This is a genomic window from Roseibium sp. (assembly GCF_025698965.1).
Classification (GTDB): Bacteria; Pseudomonadota; Alphaproteobacteria; order Rhizobiales; family Stappiaceae; genus Roseibium.
The window spans coordinates 1-19,918 of sequence record NZ_JAILWL010000054.1 but is presented as its reverse complement, the minus strand read 5'-3'; the positions used below and the strand labels follow the sequence as shown (position 1 = coordinate 19,918).

The following is a 19,918-nucleotide window of genomic DNA, read 5'->3' as shown; positions in this document are numbered from 1 at the left end:
TTTGAAGGGCATGTCCGCCTCTGTCGGTTTTAATTCGAGACCGGCTTTACCGCTCTGCCCGACTGCGAGCTAACGGTCTATTTACCTTGCCTGTCAAAAGTCCCGGTCATCCACCGATTGGCGACCGGAAAGAAAGCTCTGATTAAGGCTCCTGGTGCAATGTCGCAAGAGTATTTCAATCAGGTATACTCCCGTGTTCAGATTTCCCGTTATCCGTTTCAAACTCCCGCTTGGCATTCAAAAGCGGATTGACCAGCATTATCTTGATGCTTCCCTGAGCCGTGTTCTACCGCTGATCGCGCTGATGACTTTCGGTATTCTGGTCGGGCTGGTATTCAATACCGGTGTTGGCCACCCCTACGACAAGATCATTCATATCGGCTTTTTTGCCCTGTTGACCCTGTCCATCCACGCGTTGTTCTGCTGCCGCCTGCGAATTTCCGCAATCGTCGCCTTCAGCATGGGTCTGGTAGGTGAGATCGTACAAGGTTTCATACCGCATCATGAAATGTCACTTCAGGATGCAGTCGCAAACGGTGTCGGAGTCGCATTGATCGTGGCGTTGATCGCGCTGATCCGCTCCGAAACAAAACAAGCTCTCCTGGACGACCAGGAGGAGCTGCAATTGGGGGAAATGGGATTGCAACCGGTCCCGGTCCGTTACCTGTCCGGCGAAGCTCCGGATGAGTCCGGCTTACCTTCCGACAAGTAATCTTCCGGCAGGTCCAGCACCACGACACCGTCTGCCAATCTGATTTCCGGTACGAATTCCTTCGTGAACGGGACATAGAATGTCCTGCCGCGCTTCGGCCTGATTTCCAGAAGATCGCCTGCGCCGAAATCCTGAACCGCAACGATTTTGCCCATCGGCTTGCCGCTCTGGTCCTCAACGCTCAGGCCGTTCAGATCGGAATAATAGAATTCATCCTCGTCAGGCTCCGGGAGCTGGTCTCGGTCAACAAAGAGTTCGACCCCGTTCAGCTCTTCTGCCTGATTGCGGTCGCTGATCTCCTTGAATTTGGTGATCACGACCGTTTTCTGCACCCGCGCCCTGTCCACTTCAAAGGATCGGTTTCCGTCCTTGGTGGTCAAGACACCATAGTCGGTGAACGAAAGCGGGTCATCGCCGAACGGCTTGACCCGCACTTCCCCGCGAATGCCATGGGCCGCGCCGATCTTGGCCATCAGAACCTTCTGACTGTCTTTCGAACTCATGTCAGCGGAAGTCCTTTAAGCCTGTCCGGCGCGCCACAGATCATCATGCTTACTCGGCAGCAGCTTCTTCGGCAGCCGGCTCAGCAGCAGCAGCTGCTGCTTCTTCTTCAGCCAAACGCTTTGCTTCAACGCGTTCTTTCGCCTTGGCGCCCAGCTCGGCTTTTTTCGGGTTGTTGCGCGGCTCGCGCTTCAGCAGACCTGCTGCGTCGAGGAAACGGTGAACGCGGTCGGTCGGCTTTGCGCCGGTGTCGAGCCAGTACTGAATGCGCTCGACATTCAGCTGTACGCGGTCTTCGGAATCTTTCGGCAACATCGGGTTGTAGGTGCCAACCTTTTCGATGAAGCGTCCATCGCGCGGAGAGCGGATGTCAGCGATAACGATGCGGTAATACGGGCGCTTCTTGGAACCACCGCGTGCCAGGCGAATTTTCGTAGCCATTTTAAGTTTCTCCAGTTTTTCAGTTGCCGGTTTCCGCGGCAATGGCTTCATGGTGCCGGATCACTTCCCGAACGATGAAGTTCAGGAATTTCTCGGCAAAGTCAGGATCGAGATTGGCGTCGCCGGCAAGTTGCCGCAGCCGTTCGATCTGAATTTTCTCCCGCGCCGGATCGGCCGGCGGCAGGTCATTGGTCGCTTTCAGCACACCGACTTTCTGGGTGCACTTGAACCGTTCTGCGAGCATATGCACGAGTGCAGCATCGATATTGTCGATGGACGCTCTAAGGGCTTTCAGCTCAAGAAGCGCCTGGCTTTCGCCCAGCCGGGATTCCGCTTCACTCATCGTTTTTTGCCCTTGCCCACACCAGGTAACCCGGGAAGTTTCGGTCCGCCGAGACCCGGCAGACCCGGCATTCCTGGCGGCAAGCCGCCACCGCCGAGACCGCCCGCAAGTCCTCCGGGCAGACCTTTAGGCAATTCCATGCCGCCAGGAAGCTGACCCGACCTGGCCATTTCTTCCAGCTGCTTGGGATCCATGTCCGGCATTCCGCCACCCATGCCACCCATAAGCTTGCCCAACATGCCTTTTTTCTTGCCCATGGACTTCATCATGTCGGCCATCTGGCGGTGCATTTTAAGAAGCTTGTTGACCTCGGCCACCTGCACACCGGAACCGGCTGCAATGCGCTTTTTGCGGCTGGCCTTCAAAATCTCCGGCTTGCTGCGCTCGCCCGGTGTCATGGATTCGATGATCGCGACCTGGCGCTTGAACATCTTGTCGTCGATGTTGGCTGCCTCGATCTGCTTTTTCATTTTGCCGACACCCGGCAACATGCCCATCATGCCGGACATACCGCCCAGCTTTTCCATCTGTTTCAGCTGTTCGGCGAGATCATTCAGGTCGAAATGACCCTTCTGCATCTTCTTCGCCATCTTTGCGGCTTGTTCCGCGTCGATGGCTTCAGCCGCTTTTTCAACCAGCGAAACGATGTCGCCCATGCCGAGAATGCGATCGGCGATCCGTTTTGGATGAAAATCTTCCAGCGCGTCGGATTTTTCACCTGTACCGATCAGCTTGACCGGCTTGCCGGTAACAGCCTGCATGGAAAGGGCAGCACCGCCGCGGCCGTCACCATCCATACGGGTCAGCGCGATACCGGTGATGCCGACGCGTTCGTCGAAGCTTTGCGCCAGATTGACGGCATCCTGACCGGTCAGGGAATCCGCAACCAGCAGAATTTCATGCGGCTGCGCAGCGGCCTTGACGTCCGCCATTTCGACCATCAGCGGTTCGTCAATATGGATCCGGCCAGCGGTATCGAGCATCACAACGTCATAGCCGCCAAGCTTGGCAGCGGACATGGCCCGGTTGGCGATCTCGACCGGACCCTGCCCCTCGATGATCGGCAACGTGTCAATCTCGTTTTGCTCACCCAGAATCTTCAACTGTTCCTGAGCGGCCGGGCGACGCGTATCAAGAGACGCCATCAGAACCTTGCGCTTGTCGCGCTGGGTCATACGGCGTGCAATCTTGGCGGTCGTCGTGGTTTTACCGGAGCCCTGCAGACCAACCATCATGATCGCGACCGGCGCCGGTGCGTTCAGGTCGATCGGCTGTGCCTCTGCCCCGAGCATTTCCACAAGTTGATCGTGAACAATCTTGACGACCATCTGTCCCGGCGTCACGGACTTGACAACCTCGGCCCCAACGGCCCGATTGCGGACCTTGTCGGTGAAGGAGCGGACGATCGGCAGGGCGACGTCAGCCTCAATCAGCGCGCGGCGGATTTCGCGCATCGCTTCATTGACGTCGTTTTCCGACAATGCACCCCGGCCGGTGAGCTTGTCGAAAATTCCACTTAATCGATCGGACAGGCTTTCAAACATCAACTGGTCCTTAGGTCTTCATTCTCGGGATTTCTCCCGGTCCATATGGGCAACCAACTGTTCTGATCCAAACAGATTGACCCGCTCAAAGCAGTTTCGCACCCGAGGGCGCATCGCGCTGTCGGGTGTTAACCTCCGGGTTCTCTTTACACCTTTTCGGGTCCCGGTCGGCGGCTCAAATTGTCAGTCACTCGTATGGAGTCCGCGGGTCTATGCCTGAAACGGTGGCGAGAGTCAAGAATTCCGCGGAAATTCCGATCTGCTCATATCAGCATAGCGTGAATGCTTGCATTGTGCCTGAGGGTCGGATCATCATTTTCGCCGGGACGTATCATAGCGCGACGAAACTTCGTAATAGGTGTTGAAGCCGATCCTGTCCTTGAGCTCTTCAAAACTCATCAGGTTTGGGGTCCTGTCCTCATCGTTTTTGAGCTGCTCGAGTGTCTCGACCATTGCCTTCATGGCACTGGCCAGCAGCATCAACGGATAGACGGCAATCGAGTAGCCGATGTCCTGCAATTCAACTCGTGACAATTCAGGCGTTTCGCCGCCTTCGAGCATATTTGCCATTTTCGGCCCGGGCAGTTCCCGGCAGATGGTTTCCATGTCAGCAAGACTTCCGGGAGCTTCAACGAAAAGAATATCCGCGCCGAGTTCCTTGAACTTGGCAGCCCGCTCAATCGCTTCGCCAAGCCCGTGGTCGCGAAGAGCGTCGGTGCGTGCAAGAATGAGTATATCTGCACCTGCCTCTCTGGCATCGACGGCAGCGCGGATCCGGTCATAGGCTTCATCGCGAGACACAACGGCCTTGCCGGGTGTATGACCACAGCGCTTGGGCGCAACCTGATCCTCGATCATCAAGGCTGCGGCACCGGCCTTGGCAAATCCGGCAACTGTCCGGCGCACATTCATTGCATTGCCGTAACCCGTGTCCGCGTCCGCAATCACCGGAAGCGTCACGGCATCGGTAATGTCGCGAAACTGATCGACGACTTCTCCATAGGACATCAATCCGAGATCCGGCTGCCCTATTCTGGAAGCAGAAGCCGCGAATCCCGACATGAAAGTCAGGTCAAATCCTGCTTGCTCGATAAGCTTCGCCGACAGCGCATCGTGACAGCAGGGCATCACAAGGAGTTTGTCCCGGTTCAGCAGTGTTCTCAGGTTATCAGCCGGTGAGGCCATGGTTCGTCCTCAGAAATGGAAAGGAATGTAAAGCGCAAGATCGGTCCAGATATAGAGGATCGCAACCGATATCAGCATCAGGACCAGAAAAGGCAGAACACCCCGTGACACCTGCGACAGATTGGATTGCGCGACGGATTGAATGACATAAAGATTGAGCCCGACGAGGGGCGTGATCAATGCGCATTCGACCATCACCACCATGTAGACGCCGAACCATATCGGGTCGAAGCCCAGCGCCAGAGCCGCCGGCAACAAAACAGGCGTCATGATCAGAACCATGGAAAGAGCCTCGAAAACGAGCCCCATGATCAGAAGAACCACCGAGACCACCAATATGAAAGCAATCGGCGTGTCGATATTCTGGCTGATGAACATCGAGATTTCCTGCGGAATCCGATAGAGCGTGATCGCCTTACCGAACACTTTTGCCCCGGCGACGATCAACAGGACCGCAACTGTGGTCACCATGGAGTCAAAAGCAGCTTCCTTCAGTCCTTGCCAGGTCAGTGTTCTAAGCACGAGACCGGTGATCACCAGGGAAACGGCGAAGCCAACTGCTGCTGCTTCGGTAGGCGTCGCGACCCCTGTATAGATCACTCCGATCACGAAAGCTGCCAGAAAGACCGATGGCAATGCCCGGATTGAACTATCAAGCCGGTCCTTCATGCTCGCCGCCTGATCCACGGAATAGCCCCCGAACCAGCGGGCATAAATCATTGCAAATGCAATGAAAAACAGCACCAGCAGAATACCGGGACCAACACCTGCCAAAAACAGTGCACTCACTGACTGTTCGGTAACAAAGCCATAGACGATCATCGGGATTGATGGCGGAATGAGAATGCCCAGCGTTCCACCTGCGGCAACCAGACCATAAACGAACCGCCGTTCGTAGCCGCGTTGGATCATTTCAGGTATGGCGACAGTTCCGATCGTTGCCGCAGTTGCAACGGATGAACCTGATATCGCCGCAAATATGGCGCAGGACAGGATCGTTGCAACGGCAAGACCTCCGGGCCAGTGACCGACCCACGCATGAACCGCTGCAAACAGATCCTTACCGGCCCCGCCCTTGAGCAGAATATTCGACATAAGCAGAAATAACGGCACGGCCAACAGGATAAAACCGTCAAGCGTGGACAGGATCGCCTGTGGTGCCATCAGCGGCGAGAAGCCCCCGAAAATCAGCATTGCCAGACCGATACCGCCGAGGGCGAATGCCACCGGCACACGAATGAGCAGGAGCGCGAACAAAGACGCAAGTATGAGAAGGGTTGTCATGAAACAGACCTTCCTTCCCGGTTATCTCCCATGATGGAATTTACGAATTCTATAAGCGCCTGAATGAACAGAAGGGCAAAACCCAATGGTATTGCCAGTTCGGATACCCAGGTCGGCAGATCCAGCATGGAACCGGTTGTCCGGCCCCGTTCAAAGGAATCGAGAAAGATACCGCCCCCCTTCCAGACGACGATGGCGCTGAAAACAGCTATGACAATCATGGAAAGGGCTTGGCATACCATTTTGGCCCGAGCTGCCAGGCGCTCCGTCAGCGCATCCACGGCAATATGCCGGTTGGTCTTGAGCAACCACGGCATGGCGATCATGGTTCCCCAGATCAGACACAACTGGGACAGCTCCGCAGCCCAGATCGTCGGGGCAACGAACAGATAGCGCGCGGTCACTTCGTAGGTGAGCATGCAGCCGGCAAAAATAAACAGGATTGCAGCGCTCCAGGCGAATGCCTGCAGAACCTTGTTGAATGATTCCATTCTTTTACCAGCCAAACAGAAAGATCCGGTTTCGTATATCGTCCCAGACCCAGGTCAGGATGAAAGACAGCACGAGTGTGGTGAATTTGAAATTCGAAAACCACAATAGAAATACACACTTGCTGGTCACTCTCCCAAATCTGAAGTGTCTCGGAGCATCTCGGGCAATGAGTTGAACTTCAGATTCGGGTGATTTGAGCGACCTTTGTTTCTATCGGCCGCTCATGCTTGATTTCATCACCTGTTGTCGATCAGAGATTGTTCGCCGCATCAAGTACGGTTTCACCGAGTTTTCCTGCTTTTTCCTTGTAAGCGTCGTAGACAGGTTGGCTGACGGCTTTCCAGGAGGAAATCTCTTCTTCTGTCGGCAGGTAGACGGTCATGCCGTTTTCCTCGGCAGCGGCATAGGCATCTGCTTCGATTTCAGATACCCGGTCCCGGACATTGGCTTCCGCCTTGATGGCGGCGTCTTCGATGATTGCCCTGTGTTCTTCCGGCAGACTGTTCCAGAAATCCGTATTCACGACGACGATGAATTCGATATCCGCATGATTGGTCACAGTGATCGTATCCATGACCTCCCAGAGCTTTCTGGCTTTAACCCCGGAGACTCCGGTCATGCCGATATCGACTGTGCCACGTTGATAGGCAAGATATTGCTCCGATCCGGAAATCAACGTCGGTGCCCCACCGGCCGCAGTAACAAAATCGCCGACGGTCTTACCGAAGACACGTACTTTTTTGCCTTTCATGTCTTCCGGCGTCTTAATCGGTCCGTCCTTGGACAACATGATGGCGCCACCATAGGCCTGCCACCATAGCACCGTTGATCCGGTATCCATGATCGCTTCATCCAGCGGTCCACGAACCGGTGATCCGGGTGCAACGGCGTCACGGACCTTGTCTTCAGTGTCAAATAGGAATGGCTGGTAGAAGATATCGACAGCTGGAACATCGCCGACATACCGGGTCAGCGACACGACGCCCATCTCGATGGAACCCGATCCAACCGCCGCCGGAACTTCCTTGTCTTTGTACAACGTAGCGGAATCATAGATTTCAACGGCAATATCACCATTGGAATTCGTCTCCACTTCTTCCTTAAACAGAAGAAGGTTCTGACCCAAATGGCTGGTCAGCGGCAATTGCAGTGTTATGCGCAACGTGGTGTCAGCGGCGGTAGCGGTTCCTGCCGACAGGCCAATAGCCATCAGGGCGCCTAGTGCCCATGCAATCGGTTTCATGATTTCCTCCCAATTAGAACGGGCAGTTTTGCAAAGCGACAATTTGTGGTCAATACAGGAGAAACCCGGTAAAGACGACAATATGACGGACGTGCCCTGTCAGCGCGTCCACGGTTTGAAACAGAAGCTTCGCAATCAACGCATACCTCCACGATGCTGCTTGCACTTGCATTTTGGAATATGCACGCGGATAAAAGACACCGTCTTAACCTCGACTGCCATTCTGACAGCCGACCATCCGGATGCTCGGTTCATGAATTTTCGAGCCATTGCGTTGCCGATCGGGCGTTTGTTCGTGCTGATTTCTCTGCTGATGATCATTCCGGCCATCGCAGATGTGTTTGCATCAAACCTGGATTGGCAGGTTTTTCTGGTTTCTGCCGTCATACTCGGGACAACCGGAGGACTGACAGTCCTCACGTTTCGCGGACAAGGTCCGCCAAGTCAGTTCACCGAGGCAATCGTCTTCGTGAATGCCGCCTGGTTTGCATTTTCCATCGCTGGCGCGATCCCGTTTTACTTCAGTGACCTGAATATCAGCTTCACCGACGCTTTTTTTGAAACGGCTTCAGGTCTGACGACGACCGGATCTACTGTATTGACGGGTTTGGACAATTTTCCGCCCGGTATCCTTTTATGGCGCGCGCTGCTGCAATGGATCGGCGGTATTGGCGTGATCGCTATCGGCATCTGGCTGCTGCCTGGCCTGAGGGTTGGCGGGAGCCAGCTGTTCGCTCTGGAATCTTCAGAAAACACCGCCAAACCCTATGGCCGCACCTGGCCGTTCGTTCATAGGCTTCTGGCTCTCTATGGGGGTCTGACCCTGGCTTGCGCGACCCTTTACCTGCTTTGCGGCATGAACCTTTTCAACGCCGCAATACACGCAATGACCACAGTATCAACCGGTGGATTTTCCACGTCGGACCAGTCCTTTGGCCAATTTCCCGGCATCGCCGTTTATTGGGTAGCCATCATATTCATGTTCACATCGGCCGTTCCGTTTCTCTTCCTGATCCGGAGCATCGAATCAAGACGTTTCAAACGCGACATCCAAATCATCCTGCTCCTGTCCATTGTGACGGCAGCGTCTTTCGGCGTGTTCCATTTCGAACGCTACATCGTTCATGACACGCCTTTTCACATGTTCACGCTGGCCGTGTTCAATGTCGTCTCGGTCATCACGACGACCGGTTACGCGGCAAACGACTATCTGCAATTCGGTCCTGCCGTAATTGCGATTTTTTTCGTGCTGACATTTTTCGGGGGGTGCAGCGGCTCGACTTCAGGCGGCTTCAAAATGTTCCGGATCGCAATATTGGGAAACTACGTCCTATGTCTGTTGCGGCGAATGGTTCGCCCGCATCGCGTCCTGGAGCCCAGGTATCAAAACCGGGTTGTCTCCAACTCGGTGCTGGAAGGTGTTTTTGTTTTTGCCGTGCTTTACGCCGGCGCATTTGCCGGCTTTGCGGTCATCTACCTGTTTCTGGGCATGGATCTGGAGACGGCCCTGAGCGCATCCATTACCGCCCTCGCCAATGTGGGCCCGGGTGTTGGTGATACCATCGGCCCATCCGGGACATTTCAAACTCTTTCGGACGCTGCCAAGTGGCTGCTTGCTATTGAAATGATCTTCGGGCGGCTTGAAATTCTTGCAGCCATTTTGCTGCTGACGCCGATTTTCTGGCGCGAGTAGGTGGGAAACGCAAAACCACCGCCGGCGTGACCGATCCGGCGGTGGTCTTGATCAGACGGCCTGGCTACTGTCGCAGCAAAAGGGGGGTCAGGCCATCCGAAGCCGAATTACGGCTGTACGGCAGCGAACTCATCTGCGTCCAGCAGGCTGTCCTGGTTCGCATCCGCTGCTTTGAAAAGATCCTCTGACATGGACGGATTGGCAGCTGTGATTTCTTCGTAGCTCACAAAACCGTCCTGATTGCTATCGACCGCCTCAAAAGACATGCCCTGTGCAAGAGCTGCTGTTGATGCGGTGAATGCGCCAAGGAGAAGAGCAGCGGTAAGACGTTTGGACATGATATGACCTCCAAGTTTGGTTTTTTGGTCTTTCTGTTCCGTCGATCTGCTGAACCCCTGCGACCCAGCGATCCGGAACGAGGAGGACTGTGCTGGGTGATCTCGTCTGCTAAAGGGCTGCTCTTGGGAAACGTCGCGGCAATGTTGTGGCTGACAAGTCAATTCAGCCCCAGGTCTGTCAAATTCACGTCAATATTTCCGGTTTTCGGCGGTTGTGAGGCCGATTTTTCGCCTTTTGCGTGTTATCCGCAGCCGCGTGCATAATATTCAGCCGCGAAGACCGAAAATCGCCGATCCAACCCTCACATGGGTCGCACCGAATCCAACCGCGGTATGATAATCCGACGACATACCCATCGACAGCTGGCTCAATCCATTTCTCTTGGCGATCTTTTCAAGCAGGGCAAAATGCTCCCCGGGGGCCTCTTCAACCGGCGGAATGCACATCAGGCCGATTATGTTGAGACCCGTGACTTCCCGGCATTCCCTGACAAAGGCGTCAACATCCATTGGAGCGATACCTGCCTTTTGCGGTTCTTCGCCGGTATTGATCTGAATGAAACAGGGAAGATCTCTCCCCTGCTTGGTCATTTCCGCTTTCAGCGCCTTGGCGATCTTCGGGCGATCCACGGTATGGATGACATCGAAGGTCGCTACTGCTTCCTTGGCCTTGTTGGACTGCAGGGGTCCGATAAGATGAAGTTCGATCCCCTCATATTCCGAACGCAACCCGGGCCATTTGCCCATGGCTTCCTGAACGCGGTTCTCTCCGAATACCCGCTGCCCCGCATCGAGCACGGGACGGATATCGTCAGCCTGAAAGGTTTTGGAAACTGCTATGAGTGTCACCGCCCCTTCACGCCGGCCATATTCGATTTCCGCCTCGCGGATATCGGTCTGAACTGACTTAAGACGGTCTGCTGCGGACACCATGCAATTTTCCTTCAGGTAGAAGAGTTCCTTTGACCTTCTCTCTTACGCCCGGCAAGCCCGCAATCTCAAGGCCCGTTGGCGGAACTGTGTTGGATCTTAATAACCAACCAATAGCTTTACGAATGCGGCATTGCGAAATAAACAGTCCTGTGACGGGTCAATTTTATCTCACATGTTGACCGCGGGCCGGAATTCTGGTGACAGTCCGGCAGTCAATCATTCAGGAAATCCGCCGGATCCGGCGGCAAGAACAAACGGCACATTTGATGGCAACGGAACGGTACAACGCGCGCGAAGTAGAAGCGCGCTGGCAGAAAGTCTGGAACGACAAGGACGTTTTCGTCACGCATAACGACGACCCACGTGAAAAATACTACGTCCTTGAGATGTTCCCCTATCCGTCCGGCCGCATTCACATGGGCCATGTGCGCAATTATGCCATGGGCGACGTCGTCGCCCGCTTCAAACGCGCCAGGGGTTTCAACGTCCTGCATCCGATGGGCTGGGACGCGTTCGGCATGCCGGCCGAAAACGCCGCGATGCAGAACAAGGTTCATCCGAAGGACTGGACCTACGAAAACATCGCCGCCATGCGCGACCAGCTCAAGATCATGGGTCTGTCCCTTGACTGGAGCCGGGAATTCGCAACCTGCGACGTGGAATACTATACCCAGCAGCAGCGCCTGTTTCTGGAGTTTCTGGACGCGGACCTGGTCTACCGGAAAAACGCCAAGGTCAACTGGGACCCGGTCGACATGACCGTTCTGGCGAACGAACAGGTGATCGACGGCCGCGGCTGGCGGTCCGGCGCGCTGGTTGAACAGCGCGAACTGACCCAGTGGTTCTTCAAGATATCCGACTATTCGGAAGACCTGCTGGAGGCGATCGACACCCTGGACCGCTGGCCGGACAAAGTGCGTCTGATGCAGAAAAACTGGATCGGACGTTCTGAAGGTCTGCGCGTTCGCTTCGCATTCAAGGATCCCGCACCAACCGGTGACAAGACACTGGAAATCTTCACGACACGCCCCGACACGCTGTACGGAGCGTCATTCATGGGCCTGTCCCCGGATCATCCGATTTCCGTGAAGCTTGCTGAAAGCAATCCGGAACTGAAAGAATTCATCGACGAATGTCGCAGGATCGGCACATCTGAAGAAGCCATTGAAAAAGCGGAGAAAAAAGGAATTGACACCGGTCTGCGTGTCAAACATCCGCTGGACGAAACCATTGAGCTGCCGGTTTATGTCGCCAACTTCATTTTGATGGATTACGGCACCGGTGCGATTTTCGCCTGTCCCGGTCACGATCAGCGCGATCTGGATTTTGCCCGCAAGTATGGCTTGCCGGTCAAACCCGTTGTGCTGCCAAAGGATGCCGATCCGGCAACCTTCGAGATTGCAGATGAAGCATTCACCGACGAAGGTACCATCTTCAATTCAGGTTTCATGGACGGAATGTCTATTGCCGATGCCAAACAAGCCGTCGCAAAGAAGCTGGAGGCAATCACGCTGGACGGTGCGCCCCAGGCTGAGCGTCAGGTAAACTATCGCCTGCGAGACTGGGGCATTTCCCGTCAACGCTACTGGGGTTGTCCCATCCCGGTGATCCATTGTGACGATTGCGGTGTCGTTCCGGAGAAAGACGAGAACCTGCCGGTTCAACTGCCGGACGACATCAACTTCGACAAACCGGGTAATCCGCTGGACCGTCACCCGACCTGGCGCGACACCACGTGCCCGAAATGCGGTAAACCGGCAAAGCGCGAAACCGACACCATGGACACATTCGTGGATTCATCCTGGTATTTCGCGCGCTTCACCGCTCCGGACTGTGACCGGCCGACAGATCCAAAAGCCGCAAATGGCTGGCTGGCGGTGGATCAATATATCGGCGGCATCGAACACGCGATCCTGCATCTGCTTTATTCGCGGTTCTTCACCCGTGCAATGCAGAAGGTTGGCGCACTGGACCTGAAGGAACCGTTCAAGGGACTGTTCACGCAAGGCATGGTCACCCACGAAACCTATCGGATCGGTGAAGGCGCCAACGGTCAATGGGTCTCCCCCGCCGAGGTCCGGATCGAGGATGTTGACGGCAACCGTCGGGCAACATTGCTGGAAACAGGCGAGAACGTTCAGATCGGTTCGATTGAAAAAATGTCGAAATCGAAGAAGAACACCGTCGATCCGACAGATATCATCGACACTTACGGCGCCGATACCGCTCGCTGGTTCATGCTGTCCGACAGTCCGCCGGAACGCGATGTGATCTGGACTGAAGATGGTGTTCAAGGTGCCTGGCGCTTTGTACAGCGTGTTTGGCGCCTCATCGGCGATATTGCCGAAAAGAGCGAACCGCGCAGTGGTTCTGCACCGGAGATATCCGGCAAGGCCCTCGAGCTGCGCCGTGTGAGCCACAAAACGCTGGCAGCGGTCTCCAACGATCTTGAGAATCTCGGCTTCAACCGCGCGGTTGCCAGACTCTATGAATTCGTCAACGCAATCAGTAAGATCGCCAATGACAGCATGGACGAGCCTGGCAGGGAATACGCGGTACGTGAAGCCGTCGATTATCTGGTTCAGATGATGGCACCGATGATGCCGCATCTGGCGGAGGAATGCTGGACGGTTCTCGGTCATGACAACCTGATTTCCGAGGCAAGCTGGCCAGTTGCCGATCCGGCGCTTCTGGTTGAAGATTCAGTCACTTATCCGATCCAGATCAATGGCAAACGGCGTGGTGAACTGGAAATTGCAAAAGAGGCTTCCAAAGACGAGGTCGAAGCAGCTACCTTGGCACTGGACTTCGTTCAGAAAGCGCTGAACGGAAACGCGCCGAAAAAACTCATCGTGGTGCCGCAGAGGATCGTGAATGTCGTTGTTTAACAGCATCTTCGAGAATAGGAGCACGCTTCGGCGTGTCACCCTTTGCATGAGCTTTGCTGCCGCTGTGATCGTGAGCGGATGCCAGGTACGTCCGCTTTACGGCACAAGCACAGGTGACTTCGGCTCCGCAACATCTCCGGTTGCCTCCGAACTGGCTGCGATTGACCTCGATTCAATCTCAAGCAAATACGCAAACGACGATGCGGCCCGTGTGCTTTACAACGAACTGACTTTCAGATTTGAAAGAGGTGCGGGTTCACCGGCGAAAAAATACCGCCTGAAAGTGCTGATGGATGTCAGCAGTTCAGCGGTCGGGATCGAGCAATTTGCGGATGTTCCATCAGCTTACACGACGACAATGAATTCCACATTCGTCTTGAGTGATCTCGAAACCGATGAAACGCTCATGACAGGCCGCTCATTCAAATCGGCTTCTTATGACTTCTCTGATCAGCGTTTTGCCAATACGCGAGCCTACAGGGACGCACAGGAGCGTGTCGCCAAATCGGTGGCTGACGACATTGCCGCGCGCATTTCAGGCTACTTCGCCAGTCAATCCTAAGCCGTAAAGCCGGGAAACGCTTGCCCATGGCCGTATTGAAAGCTGCGGAAATAGACCGGTTCGTCGCCAATCCGCCAGAAGCCGGCGGCGTTGTCCTGGTGTTCGGACCAGATACCGGACTCGTATCGGAACGAGCGACACGGCTGGTCACAAAAGCGTCTGAAGGCGACAGCGACCCCTTCAATCTGGTCAAGATCGATGCATCGGAAATCAGCTCGGATCCGAATCGACTGATTGACGAGGTTCTGACCGTTCCTCTCTTTGGCGGCCGCCGGATCATTTGGGTAAAGGATGCCAGCGGCAAGAACCTCAATCCGGCTCTTGAACCGGTTTTGAAACTTGATGACTGGCAGACGCTCGTCGTTCTGGAAGGCGGCGACATCAAAAAGGGTGTCGGTCTCAGAAAGCTGATTGAATCCCACAAACGAGCCGTGGCTCTCCCCTGTTACGCGGACAATGATCGCGGCATCGACCAACTGATCGACGAGGAAACCCGGGAATCCGGTCTGACGATCACGCGGGAGGCTCGCGCAGCCCTCCACAGCCTCCTCGGCGGCGACCGGATGGCCAGCCGGGGGGAACTCAAGAAGCTCTGCCTCTACGCGCTCGGCAAGGGCCGTATTGACAGCGAAGACATCGAGGCCATCATCGGAGATGCGTCTTCCTTTGAAATGTCGGAATTGATTGACGCGGCTGCCTCGGGCGATCTGGCAACGCTCGACCATGGCCTGGAGCGGCTGGCGGAAGCCGGGTCCAAGGCCTCGGTTATCGCCAACCAGGCCCTGAAACACTTCCAGCAGCTTCATCGGATGAGAATTGATATCGATCAGGGGAAAAGTGCCCAGCAGGTCATCGACGGCCAGCGGCCACCGATCTTTTTCAACCGAAAGCCCAAATTTTCCCAGCAGCTTCGCATATGGTCTCTGAGGGACCTGGAGCGCTCCATGGCCATCCTCAGCGAGGCAACGAGGATTTCCCGATTGAATGATCCTCTCGGCGTTCCAGTGCTGTCTGAGGCCCTCCTGAAGCTCGGTCGGGCGGCAAGGGCACGCAGCCAACGACGCTAACGTTTCAACAAGCGCCGGAATACAGAAAACCAGACCATCATTCAGGCCTGGTTTCCAATTTAAATATACATATCAATAGATTAACGCGTTTCAACGCCAAGCTTCTTGCAGATTTCGTCAAGCTGCTCCAACGACGTGTACTTGATCTTCAGATCCCCGGATTCCTTGCCCGGCTTGTGTCCGACAGACACTTTCAGACCAAGCGTATCGGTCAGGCGCTTCTCCAACGCTTTGGTATCTGCATCTTTCTGCGGTTTTTCCGTCGGGGTCTTTTCGCCTTTCAGCTTTGCCAGAGCATCCGGGTCCTGAGAAATCTTTTCAGCATCACGGACAGTCAGACCCTTTTCAACGATCAACTCGGCCAGGGCCGCTGGATCGTCCACGGTAATCAGCGCCCGCGCATGTCCGGCAGTCAAAAGACCTTCAGCCAGATAGTCCTTCACCGAATTCGGCAGTTTCAACAACCGCATTGTGTTTGCGACATGACTGCGGCTTTTTCCGATTACCTTTGCAAGTTCACCCTGACTGTAGCTGAACTCCGCCGTCAGTTGCTCGTACCCCATTGCTTCTTCAATCGGGTTGAGGTCCGCCCGCTGGACGTTTTCGATGATTGCAAGCTCAAGCGCTTCCTGATCCGTCACGTCCCGAATAATGATCGGGGCCTCATGAAGGCCAGCACGCTGCGCAGCACGCCAGCGCCGTTCACCGGCAATGATTTCAAACCGATCGTCTTTGCCGGCCGCCGGACGCACCAGAATGGGCTGAACGATGCCCTTGGCCTTGAGTGACTCCGACAAATCCGCCAGATCTTTCTCGGTAAAGGTTTTGCGCGGATTGCGCGGATTCGGCGTCAGGTGCTCAATCGGCACTCTTCTGGAATCACGAACGATCTTTTCTGGCGGAGCCACGGCCTCAGGAGCCGAATCTCCAATCAGCGCCGCCAGTCCTCGGCCCAAACGTTTGTTTTTGCCGTCTTTTTCCGCCATACCGCACCTTTTTCTTCTTATATTTCAATAATTTAGCTATGTGACGCGTCTATACGCTGCCCATCATAACGTTCGCATTTCAATTCGGAACCGATTCCAGTATCCAGCCTCAGTCAGGCCGCAACCCGTCGCAACTTGCGCTCACGCTGAATGATTTCGGACGCGAGGCGCAGATACGCCTGACTGCCTGCACATTTCAGATCATAAAGCAGTGCAGGCTTGCCATAGGAAGGTGCCTCGGAAATGCGGACATTCCGTGGAATGATGGTTTCATACACAGCGTCGCCCATTGTCTCTCGGACATCCGCCACCACCTGGCTGGAGAGATTGTTGCGGCTGTCATACATCGTCAGGACAATTCCGTGGATGCTGAGTTCTGAATTCAGGGCATTCTTGACCTGTTCAACGGTGCTCAGCAACTGGCTAAGACCTTCCAGTGCGAAGAACTCGCATTGCAACGGAACCAGAATGGAATGCGAAGCTGAAAGTGCGTTGATCGTCAAAAGGTTAAGTGACGGTGGGCAATCGATCAGCACGTAGGTGAAGCCGATTTCCTGGAACAACCGCGACTTGGTGAAACTATCGATTGCATTGCGCAACCGGAACGCCCGATCACTCGTGGAAGCAATCTCAAGTTCGAGGCCGAGAAGATCCATTGTCGACGGCGCCACCCACAGACGCTGGACCGCTGTTTCCCGAGTCGCCTCGGCAAGTGAACAATCGCCACTCAACACTTCATAGGTCGACAGACCGCGATCCCGGTGCTCGATTCCCAGGCCGGTCGAGGCGTTTCCCTGAGGATCGAGATCGACCACCAGAACCTTTTCCCCGATGGCTGCCAGGGCAGTTCCGAGATTGATGGCGGTGGTGGTTTTGCCAACCCCACCCTTTTGGTTTGCAAGCGACAAAACGCGAGGCGCTTCGGGAAGCATGCTCATTACCACGACACCTTCCTGGACTACTCCGGCCGGGCTGAGATATTCGAAAAAAGAAGCATCCGGCTCATTGGATCAACAAGACTTTCTTTTTCTATCAGATCAAAGTCCCAAGCGTCAGAGGCTTCGTTAACTTCTCTCTGAAAATCCTGACCTTTGTGGAAAACAGCCTTTGCACCCTGTGCTGTGAACGGCTTTGCCAGGGTGAAAAGATGGTTCAGTGATGCCAACGCACGTGCGGATACCGCATCGACAGGACCGTGTCGCCACTCTTTCGCAACCGATTCGATCCGGTCCGCATGTACCGTTCCCTTGGAGCCGGTTTCACGCAAAGCTGTTCTGAGAAACGCTGCCTTACGTTGGTTGCTTTCGATCATATGAACATGACCTTCCGGATCATCGGCGAGCAGGATTGCCGTGACGACACCCGGGAAACCTCCCCCACTGCCAATGTCCACCCATGTTTTCGCTTCCGGAAGAGTCCAGCATGTCTGCAGACTATCGACCACATGCCGGGTCCAGATATCCGGAATAGTGGACGGCGCGATCAGGTTTTGTGCGGGCTGCCACTTCAAAACGAGATCCACAAAAACCTGCAAACGATCCAACGTTTCACGTGAAACATCCCCAAACTTATGCACAACCTGTCCAGAGTTGTTCAACACAAACTGCTTTCCCATCAAGCAGCACCCTTCTGTGACTGGCGTTTTAAGTGAGACAGGATCAAGGTTAGTGCCGCCGGCGTTATTCCATCCATGCGCGAAGCCTGGCCGAGCGTTGCCGGCCGTATATCAATCAATTTCTGCTTCACTTCATTCGACAGGCCGATAATCGCTTCGTAATCGAAACCATCGGGGATTCGTAAGGCTTCGTCGCGCTTCAAGGCTTCGATATCGGCCATCTGCCGGTCCAGATAAACCGCATAAAGCGCATCAGTCGCCACCTGCTCCGCGATGTCCTTTTCGATCGTTGCCAGTTCCGGCCAAATCGCCGTCAATGATTCATAGGTCACATTGGGATAGGATAGAAGGTCGAACGCGGAGCGACGGATACCGTCCTGATTCACAGGCAGCCCTTTTTTCTGAGCTTCGGAGGGCGTGACGGTCAGTCCGTTGAGAAGAGTTCGTGCTTCTGCAATTTTCGTCATCTTGCCTTCGAAGGCCAGACGACGCGTTTCGGAAACAAAACCACCTTCGATCCCAAGTGGTGTCAGACGCTGGTCCGCGTTGTCTGCCCTCAGGGACAATCGGTATTCTGCACGCGACGTGAACATCCGATATGGCTCTGTAATCCCTCTGGTCACCAGGTCGTCAATCATCACGCCGATATAGCCCTGAGACCGGTCGACCACAAACGGATCCTTGCCCCCAACCTGCAGGGCAGCATTCAAACCGGCGACCAGCCCCTGCGCCCCGGCTTCTTCATATCCGGTAGTTCCATTAATCTGGCCTGCGAGATAGAGACCGGGACAGCGCTTTGTCTCCAGCGTGGGCCGAAGTTCTCTCGGATCAACATGATCATATTCAATGGCGTAACCAGGCTGGATGACTTCCACATCCTCAAGACCGGGGATGGTTTTCAAAAATGCCAGCTGGGCATCTTCCGGCAACGACGTCGAGATCCCGTTCGGATAGACGGTGTGATCGTCCAAACCTTCCGGTTCCAGGAAAATCTGATGTCCATCCCGATCACCAAATCGGACGATCTTGTCTTCGATCGACGGGCAGTAACGAGGGCCACGGCCTTTAATCTCACCGGAATACATTGCAGAGCGGGACAGGTTGTCCCGGATGATTTGATGAGTTTCCGGTGTCGTTCGCGTGATATGACATGGAATCTGAGGCGTTTCGATCTTGTCTGTCAAAGTCGAAAACGGAATTGGCTCCTCGTCGCCAGGCTGCTCGTCCAGCCGGTCCCAGTGAATCGTGCGTCCGTCAAGACGGGCCGGTGTCCCGGTTTTCAGGCGACCAAGCTCAAAGCCGATTTCTTCAAGAGAGTCAGAGAGGCCCAATGCCGGCGCCTCGCCGGAGCGTCCGGCAGGGGTCTTCCTGTCGCCAATGTGAATGAGCCCGCGTAGAAAGGTCCCGCTGGTCAGCACAATTGCGTTGCAGGAAACTGTTCGACCGTCGGAAAGCTTCAGACCGGAAACGCTCCGGTTTTCTCTATCTAAGGAAAAGAGGATCTTGTCCGCCTCTCCCTCAACGACGGTCAGACCCACAATCCCGGCGATCTCTTTCTGCATCGCTTCCCGATAAAGCCTTCGGTCTGCTTGCGCACGAGGACCCCGAACCGCAGGCCCCTTGCGGCGGTTGAGCATGCGAAACTGGATACCGCCCTTGTCGGCGACCCGCCCCATGAGACCATCGAGCGCATCGATCTCCCGAACGAGATGCCCTTTCCCGAGACCACCAATGGCCGGGTTACAGGACATCACGCCGATGGTTTCGAACTTATGGGTCACAAGTGCCGTTGACGCCCCAGCACGCGCGGAAGCCGCCGCAGCTTCACATCCTGCGTGCCCGCCTCCGATCACGACAACATCGAATTTCAATTCCTGATCGCTCATTCTCTCACCGCTTACGCAGGCACATCAGCAATGCATCAGCCACCCGGCAACATCCAGATCAATTTTCGGGATCGGTTCCTGGCACTCGCACCAGGTTATCACAGGCCGACATACCGGCACATGGTCGCGAGACTTATACGGCGAGAGAAACGTCAGGTCAAAGCTGAATTCCGAACCAAAGTTCAGTTGGACAGACACCATCTCG

20 protein-coding genes are annotated in these 19,918 nt (G+C 55.1%); 5 read left to right on the top strand and 15 right to left on the bottom strand.

Annotation, left to right across the window (positions count from 1 at the left end):
• The first annotated feature begins 193 nt into the window (after positions 1–193).
• Positions 194–712: an antibiotic resistance protein VanZ gene (locus K5905_RS06620; RefSeq protein ID WP_297581652.1), complete on the top strand. Its 519-nt coding sequence runs from the start codon at positions 194–196 to the stop codon at positions 710–712.
• On the opposite strand, the gene rimM is transcribed toward K5905_RS06620, so the two are convergent.
• The 8 genes from rimM to dctP form a co-directional block, all read right to left on the bottom strand.
• Positions 661–1,215: a ribosome maturation factor RimM gene (rimM, locus tag K5905_RS06615; RefSeq protein WP_297581649.1), complete on the bottom strand. Its 555-nt coding sequence runs from the start codon at positions 1,213–1,215 to the stop codon at positions 661–663. The genes K5905_RS06620 and rimM overlap by 52 nt on opposite strands.
• A 49-nt stretch (positions 1,216–1,264) precedes the next feature.
• Positions 1,265–1,654, bottom strand: coding sequence for a 30S ribosomal protein S16 (gene rpsP / locus K5905_RS06610; RefSeq protein ID WP_297581646.1), 390 nt, complete (start codon positions 1,652–1,654; stop codon positions 1,265–1,267).
• Positions 1,655–1,673: 19 nt separating this feature from the next.
• Positions 1,674–1,997 (bottom strand): chorismate mutase, encoded by a 324-nt coding sequence (locus tag K5905_RS06605; protein WP_297581643.1) that lies wholly within the window; start codon positions 1,995–1,997, stop codon positions 1,674–1,676.
• Positions 1,994–3,541, bottom strand: a complete 1,548-nt coding sequence (gene ffh, locus K5905_RS06600) for a signal recognition particle protein (RefSeq protein ID WP_297581640.1) — start codon at positions 3,539–3,541, stop codon at positions 1,994–1,996. The genes K5905_RS06605 and ffh overlap by 4 nt, the downstream gene beginning before the upstream one ends.
• 312 nt (positions 3,542–3,853) lie before the next feature.
• Positions 3,854–4,726, bottom strand: coding sequence for an isocitrate lyase/PEP mutase family protein (locus K5905_RS06595; RefSeq protein WP_297581636.1), 873 nt, complete (start codon positions 4,724–4,726; stop codon positions 3,854–3,856).
• Between the two features lie 9 nt (positions 4,727–4,735).
• Positions 4,736–6,010: a TRAP transporter large permease subunit gene (locus tag K5905_RS06590; protein WP_297581633.1), complete on the bottom strand. Its 1,275-nt coding sequence runs from the start codon at positions 6,008–6,010 to the stop codon at positions 4,736–4,738.
• Positions 6,007–6,501 (bottom strand): TRAP transporter small permease, encoded by a 495-nt coding sequence (locus K5905_RS06585; protein WP_297581630.1) that lies wholly within the window; start codon positions 6,499–6,501, stop codon positions 6,007–6,009. The genes K5905_RS06590 and K5905_RS06585 overlap by 4 nt, the downstream gene beginning before the upstream one ends.
• A gap of 251 nt (positions 6,502–6,752) precedes the next feature.
• Entirely contained in the window at positions 6,753–7,745 is a 993-nt protein-coding gene (dctP, locus tag K5905_RS06580; RefSeq protein WP_297581628.1) for a TRAP transporter substrate-binding protein DctP, read from the bottom strand.
• 253 nt (positions 7,746–7,998) lie between these two features.
• Here dctP and K5905_RS06575 point away from each other — a divergent pair, with 253 nt between their 5' ends.
• Complete coding sequence (locus K5905_RS06575) at positions 7,999–9,438, top strand: TrkH family potassium uptake protein (RefSeq protein ID WP_297581625.1); 1,440 nt, start codon at positions 7,999–8,001, stop codon at positions 9,436–9,438.
• Positions 9,439–9,545: 107 nt separating this feature from the next.
• Here K5905_RS06575 and K5905_RS06570 read toward each other — a convergent pair whose 3' ends face one another.
• Both K5905_RS06570 and K5905_RS06565 read right to left on the bottom strand, forming a co-directional pair.
• Positions 9,546–9,776, bottom strand: a complete 231-nt coding sequence (locus K5905_RS06570) for a hypothetical protein (RefSeq protein WP_297581623.1) — start codon at positions 9,774–9,776, stop codon at positions 9,546–9,548.
• Between the two features lie 267 nt (positions 9,777–10,043).
• Complete coding sequence (locus K5905_RS06565) at positions 10,044–10,709, bottom strand: YggS family pyridoxal phosphate-dependent enzyme (RefSeq protein ID WP_297581622.1); 666 nt, start codon at positions 10,707–10,709, stop codon at positions 10,044–10,046.
• A gap of 266 nt (positions 10,710–10,975) precedes the next feature.
• Between K5905_RS06565 and leuS the strand changes: the two genes are divergently transcribed.
• Genes leuS through holA form a run of 3 tightly spaced genes read left to right on the top strand, consistent with a single transcriptional unit; the run spans position 10,976 to position 15,226 of the window.
• On the top strand, positions 10,976–13,597 hold the full coding sequence (gene leuS, locus K5905_RS06560; RefSeq protein ID WP_297581619.1) for a leucine--tRNA ligase: 2,622 nt from the start codon (positions 10,976–10,978) through the stop codon (positions 13,595–13,597).
• Positions 13,584–14,159, top strand: coding sequence for an LPS assembly lipoprotein LptE (lptE, locus tag K5905_RS06555; RefSeq protein WP_297581616.1), 576 nt, complete (start codon positions 13,584–13,586; stop codon positions 14,157–14,159). The genes leuS and lptE overlap by 14 nt, the downstream gene beginning before the upstream one ends.
• A gap of 26 nt (positions 14,160–14,185) precedes the next feature.
• Positions 14,186–15,226: a DNA polymerase III subunit delta gene (gene holA, locus K5905_RS06550; RefSeq protein ID WP_297581613.1), complete on the top strand. Its 1,041-nt coding sequence runs from the start codon at positions 14,186–14,188 to the stop codon at positions 15,224–15,226.
• 80 nt (positions 15,227–15,306) lie between these two features.
• Here holA and K5905_RS06545 read toward each other — a convergent pair whose 3' ends face one another.
• The 5 genes from K5905_RS06545 to K5905_RS06525 form a co-directional block, all read right to left on the bottom strand.
• The gene (locus K5905_RS06545) at positions 15,307–16,212 is read right to left on the bottom strand and encodes a ParB/RepB/Spo0J family partition protein (RefSeq protein ID WP_297581611.1); all 906 of its coding nucleotides are present in this window, start codon (positions 16,210–16,212) and stop codon (positions 15,307–15,309) included.
• A 113-nt stretch (positions 16,213–16,325) separates the two neighbouring features.
• The gene (locus K5905_RS06540; RefSeq protein WP_297581608.1) at positions 16,326–17,150 is read right to left on the bottom strand and encodes a ParA family protein; all 825 of its coding nucleotides are present in this window, start codon (positions 17,148–17,150) and stop codon (positions 16,326–16,328) included.
• 20 nt (positions 17,151–17,170) lie between these two features.
• Entirely contained in the window at positions 17,171–17,827 is a 657-nt protein-coding gene (gene rsmG / locus K5905_RS06535) for a 16S rRNA (guanine(527)-N(7))-methyltransferase RsmG (RefSeq protein WP_297581607.1), read from the bottom strand.
• Complete coding sequence (gene mnmG / locus K5905_RS06530; protein ID WP_297581605.1) at positions 17,827–19,713, bottom strand: tRNA uridine-5-carboxymethylaminomethyl(34) synthesis enzyme MnmG; 1,887 nt, start codon at positions 19,711–19,713, stop codon at positions 17,827–17,829. Before mnmG ends, rsmG begins: the two co-directional genes overlap by 1 nt.
• Positions 19,714–19,737: 24 nt before the next feature.
• On the bottom strand, positions 19,738–19,918 hold a 181-nt coding region (locus K5905_RS06525; protein WP_297581603.1), incomplete at its 5' end, for a hypothetical protein.

Coding starts and splice junctions, on each gene's coding strand:
- dctP (WP_297581628.1), bottom strand. CDS start 7,745: ATGAAACCGATTGCATGGGCACTAGGCGCCCTGATGGCTATTGGCCTG.
- K5905_RS06595 (WP_297581636.1), bottom strand. CDS start 4,726: ATGGCCTCACCGGCTGATAACCTGAGAACACTGCTGAACCGGGACAAA.
- ffh (WP_297581640.1), bottom strand. CDS start 3,541: ATGTTTGAAAGCCTGTCCGATCGATTAAGTGGAATTTTCGACAAGCTC.
- mnmG (WP_297581605.1), bottom strand. CDS start 19,713: ATGAGCGATCAGGAATTGAAATTCGATGTTGTCGTGATCGGAGGCGGG.
- K5905_RS06540 (WP_297581608.1), bottom strand. CDS start 17,150: ATGAGCATGCTTCCCGAAGCGCCTCGCGTTTTGTCGCTTGCAAACCAA.
- K5905_RS06585 (WP_297581630.1), bottom strand. CDS start 6,501: ATGGAATCATTCAACAAGGTTCTGCAGGCATTCGCCTGGAGCGCTGCA.
- K5905_RS06590 (WP_297581633.1), bottom strand. CDS start 6,010: ATGACAACCCTTCTCATACTTGCGTCTTTGTTCGCGCTCCTGCTCATT.
- holA (WP_297581613.1), top strand. CDS start 14,186: ATGGCCGTATTGAAAGCTGCGGAAATAGACCGGTTCGTCGCCAATCCG.
- K5905_RS06575 (WP_297581625.1), top strand. CDS start 7,999: ATGAATTTTCGAGCCATTGCGTTGCCGATCGGGCGTTTGTTCGTGCTG.
- rpsP (WP_297581646.1), bottom strand. CDS start 1,654: ATGGCTACGAAAATTCGCCTGGCACGCGGTGGTTCCAAGAAGCGCCCG.
- K5905_RS06570 (WP_297581623.1), bottom strand. CDS start 9,776: ATGTCCAAACGTCTTACCGCTGCTCTTCTCCTTGGCGCATTCACCGCA.
- rimM (WP_297581649.1), bottom strand. CDS start 1,215: ATGAGTTCGAAAGACAGTCAGAAGGTTCTGATGGCCAAGATCGGCGCG.
- K5905_RS06565 (WP_297581622.1), bottom strand. CDS start 10,709: ATGGTGTCCGCAGCAGACCGTCTTAAGTCAGTTCAGACCGATATCCGC.
- K5905_RS06605 (WP_297581643.1), bottom strand. CDS start 1,997: ATGAGTGAAGCGGAATCCCGGCTGGGCGAAAGCCAGGCGCTTCTTGAG.
- K5905_RS06545 (WP_297581611.1), bottom strand. CDS start 16,212: ATGGCGGAAAAAGACGGCAAAAACAAACGTTTGGGCCGAGGACTGGCG.
- leuS (WP_297581619.1), top strand. CDS start 10,976: ATGGCAACGGAACGGTACAACGCGCGCGAAGTAGAAGCGCGCTGGCAG.
- rsmG (WP_297581607.1), bottom strand. CDS start 17,827: ATGGGAAAGCAGTTTGTGTTGAACAACTCTGGACAGGTTGTGCATAAG.
- lptE (WP_297581616.1), top strand. CDS start 13,584: ATGTCGTTGTTTAACAGCATCTTCGAGAATAGGAGCACGCTTCGGCGT.